Source organism: Rhodopseudomonas palustris (genome assembly GCF_007005445.1).
GTDB lineage: Bacteria > Pseudomonadota > Alphaproteobacteria > Rhizobiales > Xanthobacteraceae > Rhodopseudomonas > Rhodopseudomonas palustris_G.
Genome location: NZ_CP041387.1, coordinates 1,072,682 through 1,093,014, shown reverse-complemented (window position 1 = coordinate 1,093,014; position 20,333 = coordinate 1,072,682). Strand labels below are relative to the sequence as shown.

Genomic DNA, 20,333 nt, shown 5'->3' with positions numbered 1-20,333 from the left:
TCAGTCCGTCCTCAGTTTCGCGGCGAGCGCCGACAGGCCGCGATGCAGCGCCACCCGCACCGCGCCCTCGCTCATCGACAGTTTTGCCGCGGTATCCTTGATCGAGACGCTGTCGACCGCGATCGATTGCAGCACCTCGCGCTGCCGCCACGGCAGCGCCGCGAGATGCTTCGTCACCTCGCTCGCCGGCAGCGTTTCGCGCGGCGGCTCGCTCGGCAAGGTCTCGGCGAAATCGTCGATGTCGACGAATACTCGGCGCCCGCGGCGGCGGAGCGCATCGATCAGCTTGTTGCGCGCGATCGCCAGCAGCCACGGCGCGAACGGTGCGCCAGAGTCCCAAGTATGCCGCTTCAGATGCACGGCGAGCAGAATTTCCTGCACGATATCCTCGGCCTGATCGACCGGCTGCCCGGCACGGGCCAGCCCGCGCCGGGCGCCCGCGCGCAGCACCGGCGTGACACTTTCGAGCAGCCGCCGATAAGCGATGCTGTCTCCGGCATTGGCCGACCGCATGAGCGCGGTCCATTCGTCGTCACGTCCGCGCACGCACGCTCCCGCCAAGCAGTTCGGCCCCGGTCGGGCTTTCGTTACGCCCTCCCGACAATCACGCTGTCGTGACCAGAGCGGAAGGTAACCACGGCCTTGAGCGAACCTCATACCACCGTTCGCGATGGAACCACCTCCTCGAACCGCCGCCAAGATGTTGCCGCGGATCGGCAACGTTTGCTCATGGTTTGGCCGCTCTGACGCCACCGCGCCGCGCTTTCTGGTCGCAGGGCTGGCAAATGGGGAGAATGTCATGGACATCAAAGCCAGCGGGCGCTCGGCTCTGGTCATTGCGGCGGGATTGACGGTGGGACTGTGGTGCGTTGCACCCGCGACACCGGGCCTGGCCGCGCCGCAGGCTGCCGCCAGCGACAGCGAAAACGCCGCCAAACCGGCGCCGAAGAAGAAGGCCGCCAAACGCACGGCAAAACCCGCCAAGGCCAAACAGTCCGCCGCAAAGCCCGTGGTCAAATCGCCGGTCGAGGATAGCCGGACCGCCGACGTGTCACGGACCGAGCCCAAACCGCTCGCCGATGCCAGTGGCGCTCTGCCAGCCTCGATCGCGAACGCCAACGCCGAGGCCTCGCCAGCCGAGGCCGCGCAAGCCCAGCCCGCACAGCTCCCGTCAACCGCAGCGGATAATCCTGCTGGAGCCCCTGCGGCCCCACCGGCCGAGCCCGCAGTGATCGCAGCCGACCAGGTCAACGACCTCGATCGCGCCGCAACCGATGCGCCGCAGCTTCAGGCCCAGATGCAGCCGCAGCAGCCCACAGCCGCCGAGTCCGCAGCCACCCCGCAGCCGCAAGCCGAGACGCAGGCCAAAGCTACCGCGCACGACGAAGATGCGTGGGACAAGGCGTCGCTGATCGGCAAGATCTTCATCGCCGCCGGCGGCCTTCTAACGCTCGCCTCGGCGGCGCGGATGTTCATGGCCTGACGACGCCCTCGCCCACCCCTTGAAGCAGCGAACGGCAGCGGGCAGATTGCCCGCGGCCGCGGTCGGCCTTCCGGGGACATGCATCATGAGCACATTCGAATTCATCATCGTCGAGCGTCAGAACGCGGTCGGCATCATCAAGCTCAACCGCCCGAAGATGCTGAATGCGCTGTCGTTCGGCGTGTTCCGCGAGATCGGCGCGGCGGTCGAAGACCTCGAAGCCGACGATGCGATCGGATGCATCCTGATCACCGGCAGCGAGAAGGCGTTCGCCGCAGGCGCCGACATCAAGGAGATGCAGCCGAAGGGCTTCATCGACATGTTCAACGAGGACTTCACCTCGATCGGCGGCGACCGGCTGGCGCGCTGCCGCAAGCCGACCGTCGCGGCGGTCGCCGGCTACGCGCTCGGCGGCGGCTGCGAACTGGCGATGATGTGCGACATCATTATCGCCGCCGACACTGCGAAGTTCGGCCAGCCCGAAATCACCCTCGGCACCATTCCGGGCATCGGCGGCACCCAGCGTCTGACCCGCGCGATCGGCAAGTACAAAGCGATGGATCTGTGCCTGACCGGGCGGATGATGGACGCGCAGGAAGCCGAGCGCTCCGGCCTCGTCAGCCGCATCGTGCCGGCCGACAAGCTGATGGAAGAGGCGGTCGGCGCGGCCGAGAAGATCGCCACGATGTCGCGCCCGACTGCGGCGATGGCCAAGAGCGCGGTGAACCGTGCGCTGGAAACCACGCTGGCCGAAGGCCTCGCCATCGAGCGCGACCTGTTCCGCTCGACCTTCGCGCTGGAAGACCGCGCCGAGGGCATGGCGGCGTTCATCGAGAAGCGCAAGCCGAACAATCAGAACCGCTGACAGCAGGCTGACGGATCGCGACTGCTGCGACGAAAAGCGCGCACGACACCGCGCGCCCGATCGTCGCAGCGTTGCCTCATCACAACACCTCGGCGGCCAACCGCCGCCTTCCCCGCCCGCTGATTGCCTCGCGCTGCACTGCGTTCTACAAACGCGCAGGCGTCGGGGGCGGATGTCCAGGAGAGTGCGGGACCGCATGGTTTGGTGGACGAGACTGTTTGGCAGCGTGCATCATGCACATCGATCGGCGTGGACCCTAGGGTTCGCCGCCGCGATCGGCGTCACGGCGGCTGGACCGGTATCGGCTGAAGGACTATCCGATGCGCTGGTGAAGGCGTACCAATCCAACCCGCAACTGATCGCCGAACGGGCCCGCCAGCGCGCCACTGACGAGAACGTCCCGCAGGCTCTCGCCGGCTACCGGCCGCAGCTTATGGCGTCGCTCGGCGCCGGTCTGCAGCAGGTCCGCAATCTGCTACCCACCAATACGTTCCAGAGCGACACGCTGAAGCCGTGGACGATCGGCGTCACCGTGACGCAGACGCTGTTCAACGGTTTCCGCACTGCCAACAGCGTGCGCGTCGCCGAACTGCAGGTGAAATCCGGTCGCGAAGCGCTGCGCAATGTCGGCCAGGGCGTGCTGCTCGACGCGGTCACCGCTTACACCAACGTGCTCGCCAATCAGGCGCTGGTGGCGGCGCAGAAAGCCAACGTCGATTTTCTCAGCCAGACCCTCGACATCACCAACAAGCGGCTGAACGCCGGCGACGTCACTCCGACCGACACCGCCCAGGCCGAAGCCCGGCTCAACCGCGGCCGCGCCGATCTCAATGCCGCGGAGGTCAATCTCGCCATCAGCCAGGCCACCTATGCGGCAGTGATCGGTAACCTTCCCGGCAAGCTCAGCCCGGCGTCCCCGATCGACCGGCTGCTGCCGCGGAGCCGTGAGGACGCGATCGCTCTGGCGGCCAAAGGCAATCCGGCGGTGCTGGCCGCGAGCTACGATGTCGACGTCGCCACCACCACCATCAAGGTCGCTGAAGGCTCGCTGCTGCCGACCGTGACCCTGCAGGGCAACGCCAGCCGCAGCCGTCAGGCGGATTCGACGGTCGGCACGCTCGGAACCGACCAGGCTTCGGTGATCGGCCAGATCAACGCGCCGATCTACGACGGCGGCACTGCCGCCTCGCAGACCCGGCAATCCAAGGAACTTGCGGCGCAAAGCCGGTCGGTGCTCGATCTTGTGCGCAATCAGACCCGTACCGCGGCGATCGGCGCCTGGGTATCGAACGAGGGCGCCAAGATCGCCGTCAGCGCTGCGGAATCCGAAGTTCGGGCCGCCGAGATCGCGCTGCAGGGGGTGGGCCGCGAAGCCCAGGGCGGCCAGCGCACCACCGTCGACGTGCTCAACTCGCAGCAGGATGTCATCCAGGCGCGGGCGCGGCTGATCGGCGCCCAGCGCGATCGTGTGGTCGCCTCCTACACCCTGCTCAGCGCAATCGGCCGGCTCGACGTTCAGACCCTCGGCCTGAACACGCCGGACTATCTGCCCGATGTGCACTATCATCAGGTCCGCGACGCCTGGCACGGGCTGCGCACGCCGTCCGGCCAGTAAGCCGGTTCTGATCCGCAGCCATCCGCATCCGCGGGTTGCGCGCGACGCACGCAGAGCCCTCCCAGAGGACTCGAACAAACCATTCGCACAAAGTCATTGTCGCGATGGCCGGCCGGTGCCGGGCATCCATGTCGCAAGGCAGACCTTGCGAGCCGGACGTGGGTGGCCCGCGACGAATCCCGGCCATGCATCTCGGCGCTGCGTGGTCAGAGAGGGCTGATCGCACAAACCGCAGCGCGGCTGGCGACGCCATCGAAGAGCAACGGCCGGGAGGCGTTTCAATACGTCTTGAACTGATCGCCGTGGAAGGCGCCCAGGTCGGGCGCGCCGAAACCGGCAGCTTCGGGCTGCAGCGCCCGCGCCGCCCCCCGATCATCCCGCGGCGGAATCGCCGGGCTGCCGGTTGCCGTCCTCACGGCGGCGCTGTCACCCAGCGCGCGGCCGGTGGCGAGATTGATGAAATGCTGCTGCGAGCACGCCAGGCAGAACACCTGCTCGTAAGGCGACCGCTCCCCGCCGACCACTTCGTCGGCGATCCAGGTCTGAGTCATCAGACCATTCTGGGGACATCGGTAAACCAGGAGCTTAGCCATGGTTGAATGTTGCCACGACTTCGCCTGCCCTCCTTGACTCAGGTCAAGCTGCGGCCGCGCTGTATCGACGCGATCGCCCGTCACTGTACCGTCACACGGCGGAAGCGCAGTTATTGCGTATTTTCAACACGATCTCGCCACACCCGGACAACTCCTACTCGCGCGACTACGAGGGTGCGCGAGCGATCGGCGGCACGATTAGTTGGCGCGGCGCCGGGAGAAGTACGAGATCAGTACCGGCAGCGTGATGAGAATCACCCCCGGCGCCAGCAACATGCCGGTGACCACGACGATCGCCAGGGGCTTTTGGACCTGGGATCCGATTCCGCTGGACATCGCCGCCGGCAGCAGGCCGCCCCCCGCGATCACACAGGTCATCAGCACCGGCCGGAGCTGTAGCTCTCCGGTGCGAATCACGGCACGCAGCCGGTCCAGCCCCTGATCAATGAGCTGATTATATTGCGACAGGATGATGATCCCGTCCATCACCGCGATGCCGAACAGCGCAATGAAGCCGATCGCCGCCGAGACGCTGAACGGAATGCCGCTGATCAGCAGCCCCATGACGCCGCCGAAGATCGCCATCGGAATCACGCTCATCGCCAGCAGCGTGTCGATCAGCGAGCCGAAGTTGAAGAACAGCAGCACGCCGATCAGCGCCAGGCTGATCGGGACCACGACCGACAGCCGCTTGATGGCGTCCTGCAGATTGCCGAATTCGCCGACCCATTCCATCCGCGAGCCCGGCGGCAATTGCACCTGAGCCGCGACCTCGTCCTGCGCCTCGCGGATCGCACTCCCGAGGTCGCGTTCGCGAACCGAGAATTTGATCGGCAGATAGCGCTCCTGGTCCTCGCGATAAATGTAAGCGGCACCGGAGACGAGCTGGATGTCGGCGACTTCGCTGAGCGGGATCTGGGTGATGCCGTTCGGCCCCTGCGCCCCGATCCGCAGATTGTGGATCGCCTCGGCGCTCTTGCGATATTCCGGCGCCAGCCGGACGACGATCGGGAAATGCCGGTCGCTGCCGGACTCGTACAGATCGCCGGCGCTGTCGCCGCCGATCGCAACCCGGATGGTGGCGTTGACGTCACCGGGCGTCAGCCCGTAGCGCGCCGCCCGGGCACGATCGACGTCGATCTGGATGGTCGGCTGGCCGAGCGAGGTGAACACCGCCAGATCCTGCACGCCCTGCACAGTCGACAGCACCGCCTTGATCTTGTTGGCGGTGTCGGTGAGCGACTTCAGATCGTTGCCGTACAGCTTGATCGAGTTCTCGCCCTTCACGCCGGACACCGCTTCGGAAACGTTGTCCTGCAGATATTGCGAGAAGTTGAACTCGACGCCGGGGAATTTCGCCTGGAGCTGCTTCAGCATCCGGGCGGTGAGTTCGTCCTTGTCGTGACTGCCCGGCCATTTCGACGCCGGCTTGAGCGGCGCAAAGAATTCGGCGTTGAAGAAGCCGGCGGCGTCGGTGCCGTCGTCGGGCCGGCCGTGCTGCGACACCACCGACTCGACTTCCGGGAAGCTGGCGATCAGCTTGCGCATGTCGTTGACGTAGCCGTTGCCCTCCGTCAGCGAGATCGTCGGCGGCAGCGTCGCGCGGATCCAGAGGTTGCCTTCCTCGAGCTTGGGCAGGAATTCGAGGCCGAGGAAACGAGTGGCAATCACCGTGGTGAGGACCAAGGCCGCCGCCCCCGCCATCACCGCCGGCCGGTTTTTCACCGCCCAGCCGAGCCACGGCCTGTAGACCTTGTGCAGCATTCGCATCAGCCAGGTCTCGGTCTCCTTGACGTGATGCGGCAGGATGATGGCGCTCAGCGCCGGCGTCACCGTGAAGGTCGCCAGCAGGCCGCCGGCCAGCGCGTAAGCATAGGTCCGCGCCATCGGGCCGAAGATGTTGCCCTCGACGCCCGACAGCGTGAACAGCGGCAGGAACGCCGCGATGATGATCGCCGCAGCGAAGAAGATCGAGCGCGATACGTCAGCCGACGCGGCGCGGATCGCATGCTTCTTCATCCCCATGATGGTGTCGGCGGAGATCTGGCTGCGCTCCTCGGGCGACAGCACCGTGGTGTGCGACAGTCGTCTGAAGATCGCCTCGACCATGATCACGGTGGCGTCGACGATCAGGCCGAAGTCGATCGCGCCGACCGACAGCAGGTTGGCGGACTCCCCGCGCAGCACCATGATGATCACGGCGAAGAACAGCGCGAACGGAATCGTCGCGCCGACGATCAGCGCGCTGCGCAGGTCGCCGAGGAACACCCATTGCAACAGCACGATCAGAAGGATGCCGACCACCATGTTGTGCAGCACGGTGTGGGTGGTGGTGTCGATCAGATCCTTGCGGTCGTAGATCCGCTCGATCCGCACGCCGGGCGGCAATACGCCTGATGCGTTGATCTTGGCGACCGCCTGCTCCACCCGGGCAAGCGTCGGCGAACTCTGTTCGCCGCGCCGCATCAACACGATGCCCTGGACGATGTCGTCCTCGTTGTTGATGCCGGCGATGCCGAGCCGCGGCTTCTCGCCGACGCTGACCTTGGCGACGTCCTTGACCAGAACCGGATTGCCAGCGTTGGAGGAAACCATGGTGTCGGCGAGATCGTCGATCGAGCGGATCAGACCGACGCCGCGTACCACCGCCGATTGCGCACCGATGTCGACGGTGTTGCCGCCGACATTGATGTTGGAATTGGAGACTGCCTGCAGCAATTGAGGCAGCGTCAGGCCATAGGCGATCAGCTTGTTGAAATCGACCTGAACCTCGTAGGTCTTGGTCTTGCCGCCCCAGCCGGTGACATCGATCACGCCGGGGATCGCCCGGAAGCGGCGCTGCAGCACCCAATCCTGCAACGTCTTCAGGTCGAGCACGCTGTAGCCCGGCGGGCCGACCAGCCGATAGCGGAAGATCTCGCCGATCGGGCTGAGCGGCGAGATGCCGGGCTGGGCGTTGCCCGGCAATGGCGGCAGTTGCGACAGCCGGTTAAGCACCTGCTGCAACGCCTGCTCGTAGGTGTAGTCGAACGAGAACTGCAATTTGACGTCGGACAGGCCGTATAGCGAGATCGTCCGGATCGTCTTCAGGTTCTTGATGCCGGCGACCTGGGTCTCGATCGGAATCGTGATGTAGCGCTCGATTTCCTCCGCCGACATCCCGGGGCTTTGGGTGACGATGTCGACCATCGGCGGCGTCGGATCGGGATAGGCCTCGATATTGAGCTGCTGGAACGCGATCACCCCGCCGGTCAGCACCAGCGTGAACAGGGCGAGCATCAGGAAACGGCGATTGACCGCGAATTCGACGAGTCGGCCCATGGGATCGGACCTTTCAGGGCAGGCGGAGGCGGGAAAGCGCGGAGCGGGCGATGGTGTCGATCATCACCGCGGCGGCCGCTCGCGTGAGACTGGCGGCGGCCAGAAGGCCGGATCGCCGGGCGGCGGTGCCGCGCGGCGAGCAGCGAAGACAGGCGTTACCCGGTGGCGGCGCGGTCGATGAACAGGCTGCCCTTGGTGACGACCTTTTCGCCCGGTCGCAGATTGCCGGTGACTTCGACGAGGTCACCCGCCGACAGGCCCGGCTTCACGGTGCGCAGCTCGATCGAGCGATCGTCGTGCGCGACCCACACCCGCACCTGGTCGCCTTCGTAGATCAGCGCCTGGCGCGGCACGCCGACGGCCGGATGATCGGACGGCGAGTAGATCGTGACGTTGGCGAACATTTCCGGCTTCAAGAGACCGCCGGGATTGTCGATGGTGGCACGTACCGTGAGCCGGCGCGTGGCCGGGTCGATCGCCGCGGCGACGTAGTCGATCCGGCCGGTCAGGGTCCGCCCGGGCAGCGCCAGCACCTGGAAGCTGACGTCCAGGCCCTCGTCGATATCGGCGGCTTCGCTCTCGCGGACGAAAGCGGTGAGCCACACCGTCGACAGATCGCCGATCATGTAGACCGGGTCGCTGGCGCCGGCGTTGACGTACTGCCCCGGACCGACCTTGCGCTGCACCACGGTGCCGGCGATCGGCGCCACGATGGTGGTCTCCGGGTTGATCTGGCCCTTGTCCTGAAATGCCGAGATCGCAGCTTCGCTGAGGCCGAGAATCCGCAGCCGGTTACGCGCGGCTTCGAGCGCCGTGGTCGCCGATTGGAAATCGTTCTGGGCGGCGATCAGCGTCGCCTGGGCCTGCTGATAATCCTTCAGCGGCACCGCCTTGCCCTCGAACAAATCGTGGGCGCGCTTGTCCTGGAGCTGGGCCAGTTCGAGCTGGGATTTCGCCTTGTTGAGCGCGGTCGAGGCCGAGATGAAATCGTTCTGCGCCTGCACCGTATCCGGCGCTTCGATGGTGAACAGCGGCTGGCCCTTGGTGACCCGGTCCCCGGGGCGCGCCAGCAGCTTGGTCACTCGCCCGGCATAGGGCGAGAACACCGGCGTAGCACGGTCCTCGTCGATCGCGATCTTGCCTTCAGTGACGTGTTCGGCGCGGAAGCTGCGGTCGCGCACCGGCTCGATCGTCAGGCTGGCCCATTCGGCCGGGGTCGGGGTGTAGCGATCCGCACTGCGACGCGACTGGCTGGAAATATCGGTGTGTCCGCCGCCGGGCCGCTCGAACTGCGCAAGCTCGTAACCGCCCACGGCAACGCCTGCCACGAGGCAAGCGGCAGCAATCCACCAACTGCGCCGAAGCCGCAGATTTCGAATAAAGTTGTCGCGCATGCCCCTGCCTCAGCTCCAGCTTGATCGCCGCGTTGCCTCCCTGACGGCTGATAATGCCCGAATCGTGGCCGGCGCAAAGTGAAAACGGCAAAACCGCGCTTAGCACCGAATAGTGACACCTGCGCGTCAGCCGCCGGTCCAGGACGCGGCCCTGGTGACAGGCGTAAGATACGTAGCCTGAACGGCGCATTAACCGCCAGACCCGTTGGGAGCGCTTCACCAGCTTGCCGGCCAGACCGGCGCGTCGGTGCCGAGCGGCACCGACGGACGACTCCAGGCCGCCGGGGTCGCGCTCAGGATCGCAGCGTGGCGCACCGCGCGCAGTGTCCCGAAGCCGGATTCGACCTGATCGAGATACGGCGCCGCCACCTCCGGAGTGATCTCGGGCGTGGCCAGACCGTGCGGCAGCCGTCCCATCTCCCACAGCCATTTGCCGGTGCGCGCCAGCGACACCTGGACGTGCCAACTGCCGCCCTCACGCGCTTGGCGTGCTTTGGCGATCATCGCGCCGAACGCCATCAGATAGCCGGTGGCGTGATCGAGTATCTGCATCGGCAACTCCTTCGGGCCGGTTACGCCCGCCGCCTGCCCCTCGGCATGGTTGAAGCCGGTTACGCATTGCACCAGGGAGTCGAAACCGCGCCGCTCCGCCCACGGGCCGAACCGTCCGTAGGCGGACAGTGAGACGTAGACGACGCCCGGATTGATCGCGGCGGCTTCTTCCGGCGAGAAGCCGAGCGCCGCCAGCGCGCGCGGGCGATAGCCCTGGCTGAAGATGTCGGCCTCGCTCAGCAGCTCACGTAAGGAGGCATGGCCCTCCTGGGTGGTGAGATCGGCGAAGCTCGACAGCTTGCCGCGACCGGTGTCGATCACCAGCCACGGGATCGACGGCAGCTTCGGGCTCGAGACCAGCATGACGTCGGCGCCGTGCGCCGCGAGCGTGCGGCCGGCCACCGGCCCGGCGATCACCCGCGACAGATCGAGCACACGCAGGCCCGCGAGCGGTCGGCTACCTTCAGGCCACGGCTTCGGCGCCGCCTCGCCGATCCTGCTGATCTCGACCAGCGGCAACGCATCGAGCGCAGCGGCCTGCGGCAGCGCCTGCCACTCCTCGCGGGATCGCATCAGCGCCACCACGCCGCCGGCCGCGTACGCCGCGGTCTCGAACGCCTCGCCGTCCCAGTGCAGCAGCGCCGCCTGCACCGCCTCCCGCTCCGGCGGGCAATCCAGCACCTGGCAGACGGCGTCGCGGTGATGCGGGAAGTTGGTGTGCAGCCGGACATAGCGGCCGTCCTTCACCTGATACACGCCGGCGATCGGATCCCAGAACGAGGCCGGCGCCTCGTCGTTGCGGCGCAAGTAGCGCTCGGAGCGGCACTCGATCGCAGCATGGCGGATGCCGACGCTGACGCCCTGCGCCTGTCCGCTCCGCATCGCCCAGATCTCCGCCGCCGCCAGCCCGCTCGCCGCAATCGCCACCTGCGCCGCCGCATCGACGCGAAACGACGACGGCAATTGCGGCTCGTCTCCGGTGAGCGTGACATGCTCCAGCGCGGCGGGGTCGGCGCCGACGGAGGTCCAGAGATCAGCAAGCAGGTCGCGGGGAGATTGCATTGACTCAGCCGAATTCTCCGGCTGGTCACCCAGCCGATCGATTTGCCCCACACCAAGACGCCTCACGCGCCCCTCTTCGGATAGCATAGAGAGGGACATCTTCATGATAGAACTTCCATCAAGGCGAGAAGGGCGCGAAGATCTTGGTGCTTGGCGGCGAAGCATGGAAACCGACCATGTCTGCAAAGGGGCAGAAGTGGACATTGCGAAATTGTCTGTGCGTTGGCTCTGATCACCGGTTCAAGGATTAAGGAGATCGATGATCGCTCGGTTTTTGACAGCTTGATGTTGTAGATTCGCACACAACCTGAAATGCTATCGACATTTGCACGATAGCCAAATCAGCAGCTCGCACCGTCGCATCTATCCAAGTTTGCCGCTCTTCCAGCGCGCCCGCGCCAGGCATTTTGCGTAGAGCCAAATGTAAGATGAGGAGATTGGTCCATCTTTTTTTTGAGATTGCCATGCAGCTAGAACCGCATAGAAAGTGCGCTTCACAGATGAAGACGGAGGCGCAGAGGTGTCCCGCACGGTGATCGGCACGAGCGGTGCCGGCACGACCTTTGAATCTCGGGCGGTGGCATGTCTGCTGGCGGCGCTCCTCGGCGAAGCCGCCGCGCTCGGCGACGGTGCCGGCCTGGTGATCGAGAATATCGAACTGCAACGCTCCGGCGCGGTAGCGGGCTTCGACGATGCCATCGTCCGCCACCGCCTGCCGGGAGGCGGCACCCGCGCTACCGTTATCCAAATTAAGCGCACCTTGAGCGGTGAGCGCAGCGATCCGGCTTTCAAACGTCCGATCGCAGAAGCAGCACGCCACATTCGAGCCAATCCGGCCGACACGCATCGGTTCAGGATCGTGACCGGACAGAGCGGGTTTGGCCCGCGCGACGCCGAACGCACCGCGCTTGCAGCCCGACTGTCACTCAGTTCAGAGGATTTCTGGCACCGCTGGGCCGAACCTGCTGCGGCCAATGCGGGCGAGCGTGCCTTTGCCGAAGCTGTGGCATGGGTGATCGAGGATGAGTTCGACTGCCCGGACCCATCGCTTGCCTGGGAACTGCTCAAGCGGTTCTCGCTCATCGTTGCCGATATCGAGGAAGCGGGATCGCTGCACGAGCACTGGGCGTTGCGAAACCTTGAGCGCGCCCTGTCTGATCCCGCGTCAGCTTCCGACTTGTTGCGGGAGCTCGAGCATATCGCCGCCGACGCGGCGCGCGTGGCGGGGGCACTTGATCGATCGATTCTCGCGCTCGAACTTGCCGATCGCTTTTCGCTCTCAGCGTCGGAACATCTTGCACCCTGTCTTGCCAGACTAGACCGGGAGGCCGAACTGGCGCTGGCCAGCATTCGCGATGATATCCTTGGTTTTCGGCTCCCTCGCGCCGATCCCACGACGCAACTGTCCAGACAGCTCGCGGAGGGCAAGAATATTCGTCTCGGCGGCGCTGCAGGCAGCGGCAAGTCAGCTATCCTCAAACGCCTCGCCGAGGAGGCCGCGGATCGGGGGCACGGTCGGATCGTGCTCAAACATGACCGACTCTCGGCGGCGACTTGGTCCGCTTACGGGGCGAGTCTGCAACTCTCCACCGATCTACCGGAGCTAATTGAAGCGCTTGCGGTTTCCGGCGAAGCTCTGCTGGTGATCGACGGGCTCGATCGCATTCAGGACAGCCAGTCCGTTGGTATCCTCAATGATTTGCTGGCGGCTATCGCGCGCTCGCCGACTGCAGCAAGATGGCGTTTCCTTGTTTCGTCGCGCGACATGGCCGGCCCCGACGTCGCTGCCCTCGCCAACCTGCCGGACCTCCTGCGGTTCGCCGTCAACGCGCCGGTTCCTGGTGAGTTGCGCCTCCTTGGCGAACGGTTCCCGCACCTGCAGACGATGCTGACGCGACAGGGCTATGGCGAACTCAACAGAAACCTCTTCTTCATCGCACAGATCGCGGCTCGGCCCTCGCAGGCCGGGGCGTCCTCCGAACTCGACCTGATGCAGGCCTGGGCCACGCGCGGCAGCGTGGCATCGCCGCCCGATCCCCATCGCGACACGGCGCTGCGAACCCTTGCCCGGGCGCGCCTCGGTCAGCCTTTTGGAGGTCTGCCGAAGGGTGGGATTGCTCTTGGCCTCACAGCGCTCGTATCGGAGGGCACACTTGCCGAACCGCCCTATCGTGATGTCGTGCATTTCACGCATGACATCTACGAGGACTGGGCGATCGCCCGGGCGCTCGATGCGCAGCGCTCAGCCTTGCCGTCTCTGCTGAAATCAGCGCGTCAACCGCTGGCTTGGTTGCGCGCTGTCCGCCTCGTTGCCGAAATCGCGGTCGACGCCGAAGGTGCCGCGGCATGGCGTACGCTCCATGCGCAATTGCGCGACGATCCGGATCTCGATCCAGTCTGGGCGCGGCAGGTTCTAGTCGCCCCGCTCGCCTCGCCGCGCGCCCACACGCTGCTCGATCGGATCGAACCTGAGTTGCTCGCCGACAACGCCGCCCTGATGCGCGAGATTGCCGACACGCTCACCAGCTTCGAGCTGCAGCCGCATCCCGAGATCCTCGCCGGTACAGCATATCCCGAAGCCGATGCCGTAACACGGGCCGCGCTTGCCCAGCGTCATCAGGTGCCGCGCTGGCCGACTTGGCCGGCCTTTATGTCCTGGTCGGTCGAGCGCTGGCCCACTTGGCCGCAGAGCCTAGCTCCAATATTGAGCCGGCTCACTTTATTCTGGCTCAGGCGACCCGTTCATCGCTGGCAGATTAGCCGTCATGCCGTTGTGCAGGTTGGCCAATGGCTTGCAGCGGCCGATGCAGCCGAGGAATTGAGCTGGGACCAACGTGAAGAACGCGATCGTTGCCTCGCAGAGCTGGGGCTCGATGACGATGACCGCGATCCGGCGGCGTTTCTACGCCTCGTCGTGACACATGGCTCAGATGCGGCGCCCGATGTGGCGCGCACATATCTCGAACGTCTACTGACCACCTGCATTCGTCATGCCGAGTCCGTCGTCGTCTCGCCGGGCATCCTGCCGCGCCTCGAGCCGGGTTTGTTCGCCGATCTTGTCGCTCAGACGATGATCGACGAGCGCTGCGATGAGCCCTTCGACACCGACCTTGCCATCACGCACGGCTATGGCTTGCGCGATACTGCGGGACTTTTTCCAAGTGCGCCTGGCCGAGCGGGGTTCGACGCGTTGTTCGCAACAGATGAGGATGCGGCGCTCGGACTGCTTGGTCAATTCTGTCGTGTCGCCAGCAAGCAATGGTGCTTAAAGCAGCAGCAGCGCGGGCTCACGCCACGACCGATACGGCTTGAATTGCCGGATGGGTCGATCGAACTCTGGGGCGACCAGCACGTGTTTAAATGGTCGCGCGGGGTGCTTGGCCCGCATATCTTGACCTCGTTGCTGCTCGCTACCGATCAATGGCTTGCAGCCCAAGTCGCATCTGGTCGCCCGCTCGCCGAGATGGTTGCGAAGACACTCCGCGCGGGGCCGCTGGTGGCCATCGCCGGACCCGTGATTGCCGCCGGTATAGACCGCAACAAGGTGCGAGCAGACCTTACCGTAATGCTGCCCCTGATGTGCTCACCGCGGCTCTGGTTCTACGATCTCGCGCGCTGGATGGAGGATGAGCGCGCCACAGCCTATGGCATCGGCTGGACGCCTGGGGACGAAGACAATCGCGCCGACGTCATGGCGCTACTTGAGCGCCGCCGACGGCAACCACCGCTACTCCAGGGGCTCGTTGCGCAACTCCATGTGTTCGGAGACGAGGCGAGCAAGGCGGCGTTCGCCGCCGCAGCGGCGAACTGGCAGATTGCTGATCTCGCCGACTTCGAGGAGGCACTTGAGGATGAAGACGGCGAGTTGGCCGAACGTCTCAAAACCTATCGATCGCAGGCCGATCCCGACAACTGGCAGCTACAGGTCGCCGAGGATCGTAGCTGGTTCGCCATGCACTATGTCGTTCCTGAGCATCTACAGGCACGCGCCGCCGAGGTCGGTGAGCGGCAGCAAGCGCTCAACGCCACCAACCCCTTGCTCGACTGGTCATTCGGCCGCTCACGCGGCATTGTATCGACTGACGGGACACCCATCACTGACGCCATTCCGCTAGCAATCAGCCTCGATTGCCCGCAGCTCTTCGACAGCATGAGTTTCGACTTAGAGCTAATTATGCGCGCGCAGGCAGTCGCAGCGATTGCCGCGTCACTGCTCGCGGGAGGCGATGATGCGCTGCTTGCTGAGCATAGAGCGTGGGCGCGATCAGTTGTTGCACGTGCTGCCTCGCTCGATCCCTGGACGACGGGAATACACTATGAAGAAACGACGATGGCGGACGATCCTCTCGCGAATGCCGGACGCGGCCTCGCGGCGCTGGTCGGACGCGGCATCGCCGAGCCTCACGAGACCGAGTTGTGGCTGAGGCTCGTATCGAGCCCGTTTCGTGACGTGGCCAAAGCGAGCATAGAAGGGATTGCTCCGTTCGCGGAACATCGGCCCCTGGCCGCTGCAGCGGGTCTTACTGCACTCGCCGACAGTTTCTTGTTCAGTTGGCGCCAATGGGGCGCAGACCTTGAACAATGGCTGCGCGACGACCGGGCGGCGCGTGCCGAGCGGGCGGTCGTAGCCATTGCCGATCGCCTGACCAATAACGACGTCGCAAATATGCCTGTGCCTCCGCCAATTCCGGCGCCGTTCGTCGCGGCGAGTCAGAGCTTCTATCCCCATGGCGATGTCGATTGGCAGTTCGACACCTATCGCGCAGCGTCGATTTTGCGCCAGTTCGACCTTTCTCCATTTCTCGCGGTCCCGGACTTGCGCGAGCGGTTGTGCCGCTTTGCCCATGCCGCGATCGAATGGTTACGCTCGTTCGTCGACGGACAACAGCCCCCGAAGGGCAGTTGGGATACCGATGACCGGCGGATGGACTGGGAGCAATCGCTTGGCGCGTTGATGGGCCAGATTGCTTATTCGGTGCCTCCCGAACGCGCCATCGCCGACCTCTTACGTCCGATTGCAGCGATCGAATCCGAGGAAACGCGTATGACGGTCCTCGAAGCATTTCTAAACGCCCATGCCACACGGCTGTTCAATTCGAATAAGCCGGTCGATGAGGCATTCGCGGCCGTTTGGCGGGCGGGCGTGTCCATTGTCTTCGACGGCCTGAAAGCGCAACACGAATATCGACGCTCAGAGGCCCTCGCCGCAGCTGGCTTCTGTTGTTATAATTGGCCGGTCTTCGAACCAAACTGGCCACACGCTGCTAGTTTTGCGCCACTCATCGCCGAATGGGTCGAGGCTTGTGCGGCCTTCGAGGTGGCGCCACCGGTGGTTTCTGCTCTGGTCGCTCAGGCGCCGGCCGCGTTCAGTCCCGATCCCGCGCTCGGCTGGCTGGAGCAAATCATGACGGCGCATATCGCTTCGGACCTTCGGGAGCGTCTGCGGAGCGGAGCAGGACGCCGTTGCGGCCAGCTACTGGCGACAATCTGGAGTGCGACCTCGGCATCCGATCGTCTCGCTGCCGTCCAGCGTTTCCGGCGCCTCGCAAGCCAACTTGCCGATTTCGGCGCTCCTGAAGCTGTGGCGCTTCTACCGGAAATTGCCGAGGTGCAGGCGCGGGGCTGAAGTCCTCGGAGCCTATCGTTTATTGGTGGGCCGCGCGTTGCATCGCCAGAATGAAAAGCAGAAGGCGTTCGGACCCCAGCACAGTGCTCCCTTTTTTGGTACGTTCCGCCTCGGAACGGCGCGTCGAGTGTGACCAACTCCCGCTCCCGTTTGAGTCCGCTTCGGGTCATAAGCGGCACTGCGCCCTTCTCAATGAAAATCCCGCGACGGCGGCAGGATGCGGACGTCGCGGGGGTGGCGATGGCGTTGGGCGGGGGCGTCGGGGGTGTCGCGGCGGTCGCCGTTGAGGGCTTCATAGCCGCGCTTCTCGGAGGTCAGTTGCTCGTAGAAGTCGGCGCCGTCCGGTAGCGCCGGGCGGGCGAGGCCTTCGGCCAGCCGCGCCATCTCGTGGCTGCGATCGATCAACCGCTCGGCGACCAGATGTACCACGCCTTCCGGGCTCGCCTGGATCGCGCCTTCGACCAGGATCAGCCGGGCGCCCATCACCTCTTTACGGAAGCGCTCCATCACCGACGGCCACACCACGATGTTGGCGATGCCGGTCTCGTCCTCGATGGTCATGAAAATCACGCCGCTGGCCGAGCCCGGCCGCTGCCGCACCAGCACCACGCCGGCGCAGCGCACGCGCCGGCCGTTGCGCCGCGACTCCGACACCTCGCGGCAGCTCACCACCCGCTCGGCCGCGAACAGCGCGCGCAGAAATTCCATCGGGTGGCCCTTCAGCGACAGCCGCACCGTCTGATAATCGGCCACCACGTGCTCGGCCATCGGCATCACGGGGAGCGGCGCGGCGTGCTCGTCCTGCTGCTCGCGCGCGCTCGCCGCCTCGAACAGCGGCAGCGGTACGTCGTCGGGCAGGCGTCGCACCGCCCACAGCGCGGCGCGGCGATCGAGCCCGAGCGATCGGAACGCGTCGGCATCAGCCAGCAGGATCAGCGCGCGCTTCGGCAGCGCCGTGATCCGCGCGAACTGTTCGAGCGAGCCGAACGGCCCCCGCGCCCGCGCCCGCGCCGCGACGATCCGCGCCGCCCAATCGTCGCTCGGCGCCTCGCCGGCTTCGAGCCGCCCCCGCTCCTCGTCCGGATCGGCCCAGCGGAATCCGTCGATCATGCGGAAACCGAGCCGCACCGCGTGATGCTCGCCGCAGCGCTCCTCCAGCGTGCACTGGCCCTCGCTGAACGACACGTCGACCGGGCGCACCTCGACCTTGTTACTTCGCGCATCGCCGACGATCTGCGCCGGCGCGTAGAACCCCATCGGCTGCGAATTCAGCAGCGCGCAGCAGAACGCGTCGGGATGCTCGCACTTCATCCACGCCGAGACATAGACCAGCTTGGCGAAGCTCGCCGCATGGCTTTCCGGAAAGCCGTAGGAGCCGAAGCCCTTGATCTGCTCGAAGCAGTTCTTGGCAAAGGTGGCGTCGTAGCCGCGCTTCACCAGATTGCCGACCATCTTGGCTTCGAACTTGCCGATGGTGCCGACATTGCGAAACGTCGCCATCGCGCGGCGGAGCTGATTGGCCTCGTCGGGCGTGAAATGCGCCGCCTCGATCGCGATCCGCATCGCCTGCTCCTGGAACAGCGGCACGCCGAGCGTCTTGCCGAGGATCTGACGCAGTTCATCCTTGTCGGCCTCGCCGGACGGCGATGGATACACCACCGGCTCCTGGCCGTTTCGCCGCCTTAAGTAAGGATGCACCATGTCGCCCTGGATCGGGCCCGGCCGCACGATCGCGACCTCGATGACGAGGTCGTAGAAACATCTCGGTTTCAGCCGCGGCAACATGTTCATCTGCGCCCGGCTCTCGACCTGGAATACGCCGATCGACTCGCCGCGCTGGAGCATCTTGTAGACTTTGTTGTCGTCCTCCGACTTGACGTCGGAAAGCCGAAACCGCACGCCCTTGTGCTGTGCGATCAGGTCGAAGCCCTTGCGGATGCAGGTCAGCATGCCGAGCGCCAGCACGTCGACCTTCATCATCTTGACGGCATCGATGTCGTCCTTGTCCCATTCGATGAAGGTGCGATCCTCCATCGCGGCGTTGCCAATCGGCACGTAGCTGTCGAGCCGGTCTTGCGTCAGCACGTAGCCGCCGACATGCTGCGACAGATGCCGCGGAAAGCCGATCAGCTCGGTGGCGAGTTCGACCGCGCGGCCGATCATCGGGTTGTGCGGGTCGAGCCCGGCCTGCCTCACCTGCATCTCATTGAGGCCCCTGCCCCAGCTTCCCCACACCGTATCGGCGAGCGCCGCGGTGACGTCTTCGGACAGGCCGAGCGCCTTGCCGACGTCACGGATCGCCGAGCGCGGCCGATAATGGATCACGGTGGCGACGATCGCGGCGCGATGCCGGCCGTAGCGGCGATAGATGTACTGCATCACCTCTTCGCGGCGCGAATGCTCGAAATCGACATCGATGTCCGGCGGCTCGTCGCGCTCCTCGGAGACGAAGCGCTCGAACAACAGGTCGATCTCGGTCGGATCGACGCAGGTGATGCCGAGCACGTAGCAGACGGCCGAATTCGCCGCCGAGCCGCGACCCTGGCACAGAATATCCTGCGACCGTGCGTAGCGAACAATGTCGTGCACGGTGAGGAAATAATGCGCGTAGCTGCGGCGCTCGATGATCGCCAGCTCCTTGTCGATGGTGGCCTTCAGCTTGTCGCTGATGCCATGCGGGAAATATTGCTGGATGCCCTGCTCGGTGAGGTCTCGCAGATGAGCCTGCGCGGTCTTGCCGGGCGGCACCGGCTCGTCGGGATAGTGATATTTCAGTTCGTCCAGCGTGAAGCCGATGCGACCCGCGAACCTGAGCGTCTCGGCGATCGCGTCCGGATCGGCACGGAACAGCCGCGCCATCTCGGCGGCGGGCTTGAGATGCCGCTCGGCATTGCCTTCGAGCCGGCGCCCGGCCTTGTCGATCGTGGTCTTTTCGCGCACGCAGGTCAGCACGTCCTGCAGCGCCCGCCGCGAAGCGTGATGATACAGTACGTCGTTGGTGGCGATGCACGGCACCCGTGCGGCGACCGCAATTCGCCGCAGCCGATCGAGCCGCCGCTTGTCGTCGCCGCGATAATACGGCGCGAGGCCGAGCCAGACGGCACCGGCGTTGAGGGCGGTGAGGCGTTCGAGCGCGGTGGCGATCGCTTTGGTCTGGAAGCGATAGGGCGGCATGACGACCAGCAATATCTTCGAATGACGACCCGCAACCTTTCCACCGTCATGCCCGGCCTTGTGCCGGGCATCCACGTCTTGCTGACTCAATCGTAGCAAAGGCGTGGATGGCCGGGACGAGCCCGGCCATGACGAGGTGGGGAGCTGGTGGATGGAAGCCGAAGGCTGATTCATCGGGGCCGAAGCCTCGTCGATGAAGGCCTCGAGGTCGGCGAACGTCAGATGGCATTCGCCCTTCCCGGCGCGGAGCTTGCCGGCGCTGAGCAGGCGGCAGAGACGGCCGTAGGCGGCCCGGTCGGTCGGATAGGCCAGCAGGTCCGGCGTGCCGTCGGCAAAACACAGCCGCGCGCCGATCAGCAGCTTGGGCTTATACGCCAAGTCCTCGTTGTCGAGTTCGCCATAGGCGCGCACCACGCCGGCCAGCGTGTTGCGGTCGGCGATGCCGATGGCGTCGAGGCCGAGCCGGCTCGCTTCGTGGACATAGTCCTGCGGATGCGAGCCGCCTTCGAGAAACGAGAAATTGGTGGTGACGCCGATCTCGGCGTAGCGCGGTGCGCTCATTGGCGTCTCGGTTCTAAAATTCAATAGTTGAATTCGTCATTCCGAGGAGGCGAAGCCGACGAAGAAATCCAGCGCAGTGCACGGAGC

Annotated in this window: 10 protein-coding genes; 4 read left to right on the top strand and 6 right to left on the bottom strand. The window is 65.4% G+C overall.

Annotation, left to right across the window (positions count from 1 at the left end; genetic code table 11):
* On the bottom strand, positions 1-546 hold the full coding sequence (locus tag FLL57_RS04945) for a sigma-70 family RNA polymerase sigma factor (RefSeq protein WP_185966185.1): 546 nt from the start codon (positions 544-546) through the stop codon (positions 1-3).
* A 154-nt stretch (positions 547-700) separates the two neighbouring features.
* On the opposite strand from FLL57_RS04945, the gene FLL57_RS04940 reads away from it, so the two are divergent.
* The 3 genes from FLL57_RS04940 to FLL57_RS04930 all read left to right on the top strand — a co-directional run bounded on the left by FLL57_RS04940 (position 701) and on the right by FLL57_RS04930 (position 3,963).
* Positions 701-1,483, top strand: coding sequence for a hypothetical protein (locus FLL57_RS04940; RefSeq protein ID WP_235677211.1), 783 nt, complete (start codon positions 701-703; stop codon positions 1,481-1,483).
* Between the two features lie 85 nt (positions 1,484-1,568).
* Positions 1,569-2,348, top strand: coding sequence for an enoyl-CoA hydratase (locus FLL57_RS04935; protein WP_013503391.1), 780 nt, complete (start codon positions 1,569-1,571; stop codon positions 2,346-2,348).
* Positions 2,349-2,544: 196 nt separating this feature from the next.
* A complete protein-coding gene (locus FLL57_RS04930) occupies positions 2,545-3,963 on the top strand; it encodes a TolC family outer membrane protein (protein ID WP_142882284.1) in 1,419 nt (472 codons plus the stop codon).
* A 278-nt stretch (positions 3,964-4,241) separates the two neighbouring features.
* On the opposite strand, the gene FLL57_RS04925 is transcribed toward FLL57_RS04930, so the two are convergent.
* The 4 genes from FLL57_RS04925 to FLL57_RS04910 all read right to left on the bottom strand — a co-directional run bounded on the left by FLL57_RS04925 (position 4,242) and on the right by FLL57_RS04910 (position 10,885).
* On the bottom strand, positions 4,242-4,514 hold the full coding sequence (locus tag FLL57_RS04925) for a hypothetical protein (protein ID WP_234713294.1): 273 nt from the start codon (positions 4,512-4,514) through the stop codon (positions 4,242-4,244).
* A 240-nt stretch (positions 4,515-4,754) separates the two neighbouring features.
* Positions 4,755-7,877, bottom strand: a complete 3,123-nt coding sequence (locus tag FLL57_RS04920) for an efflux RND transporter permease subunit (RefSeq protein ID WP_142882283.1) — start codon at positions 7,875-7,877, stop codon at positions 4,755-4,757.
* Between the two features lie 155 nt (positions 7,878-8,032).
* Complete coding sequence (locus tag FLL57_RS04915; protein ID WP_047308199.1) at positions 8,033-9,271, bottom strand: efflux RND transporter periplasmic adaptor subunit; 1,239 nt, start codon at positions 9,269-9,271, stop codon at positions 8,033-8,035.
* 216 nt (positions 9,272-9,487) lie between these two features.
* Positions 9,488-10,885, bottom strand: a complete 1,398-nt coding sequence (locus FLL57_RS04910; protein WP_142882282.1) for a CoA transferase — start codon at positions 10,883-10,885, stop codon at positions 9,488-9,490.
* Between the two features lie 532 nt (positions 10,886-11,417).
* On the opposite strand from FLL57_RS04910, the gene FLL57_RS04905 reads away from it, so the two are divergent.
* A complete protein-coding gene (locus FLL57_RS04905) occupies positions 11,418-16,511 on the top strand; it encodes an ATP-binding protein (RefSeq protein ID WP_142882281.1) in 5,094 nt (1,697 codons plus the stop codon).
* Positions 16,512-16,700: 189 nt separating this feature from the next.
* On the opposite strand, the gene FLL57_RS04900 is transcribed toward FLL57_RS04905, so the two are convergent.
* Entirely contained in the window at positions 16,701-20,246 is a 3,546-nt protein-coding gene (locus FLL57_RS04900) for an error-prone DNA polymerase (RefSeq protein WP_142882280.1), read from the bottom strand.
* Positions 20,247-20,333: the final 87 nt, after the last annotated feature.

Coding starts and splice junctions, on each gene's coding strand:
- FLL57_RS04940 (WP_235677211.1), top strand. CDS start 701: ATGTTGCCGCGGATCGGCAACGTTTGCTCATGGTTTGGCCGCTCTGAC.
- FLL57_RS04935 (WP_013503391.1), top strand. CDS start 1,569: ATGAGCACATTCGAATTCATCATCGTCGAGCGTCAGAACGCGGTCGGC.
- FLL57_RS04930 (WP_142882284.1), top strand. CDS start 2,545: ATGGTTTGGTGGACGAGACTGTTTGGCAGCGTGCATCATGCACATCGA.
- FLL57_RS04925 (WP_234713294.1), bottom strand. CDS start 4,514: ATGACTCAGACCTGGATCGCCGACGAAGTGGTCGGCGGGGAGCGGTCG.
- FLL57_RS04920 (WP_142882283.1), bottom strand. CDS start 7,877: ATGGGCCGACTCGTCGAATTCGCGGTCAATCGCCGTTTCCTGATGCTC.
- FLL57_RS04915 (WP_047308199.1), bottom strand. CDS start 9,271: ATGCGCGACAACTTTATTCGAAATCTGCGGCTTCGGCGCAGTTGGTGG.
- FLL57_RS04910 (WP_142882282.1), bottom strand. CDS start 10,885: ATGCAATCTCCCCGCGACCTGCTTGCTGATCTCTGGACCTCCGTCGGC.
- FLL57_RS04900 (WP_142882280.1), bottom strand. CDS start 20,246: ATGAGCGCACCGCGCTACGCCGAGATCGGCGTCACCACCAATTTCTCG.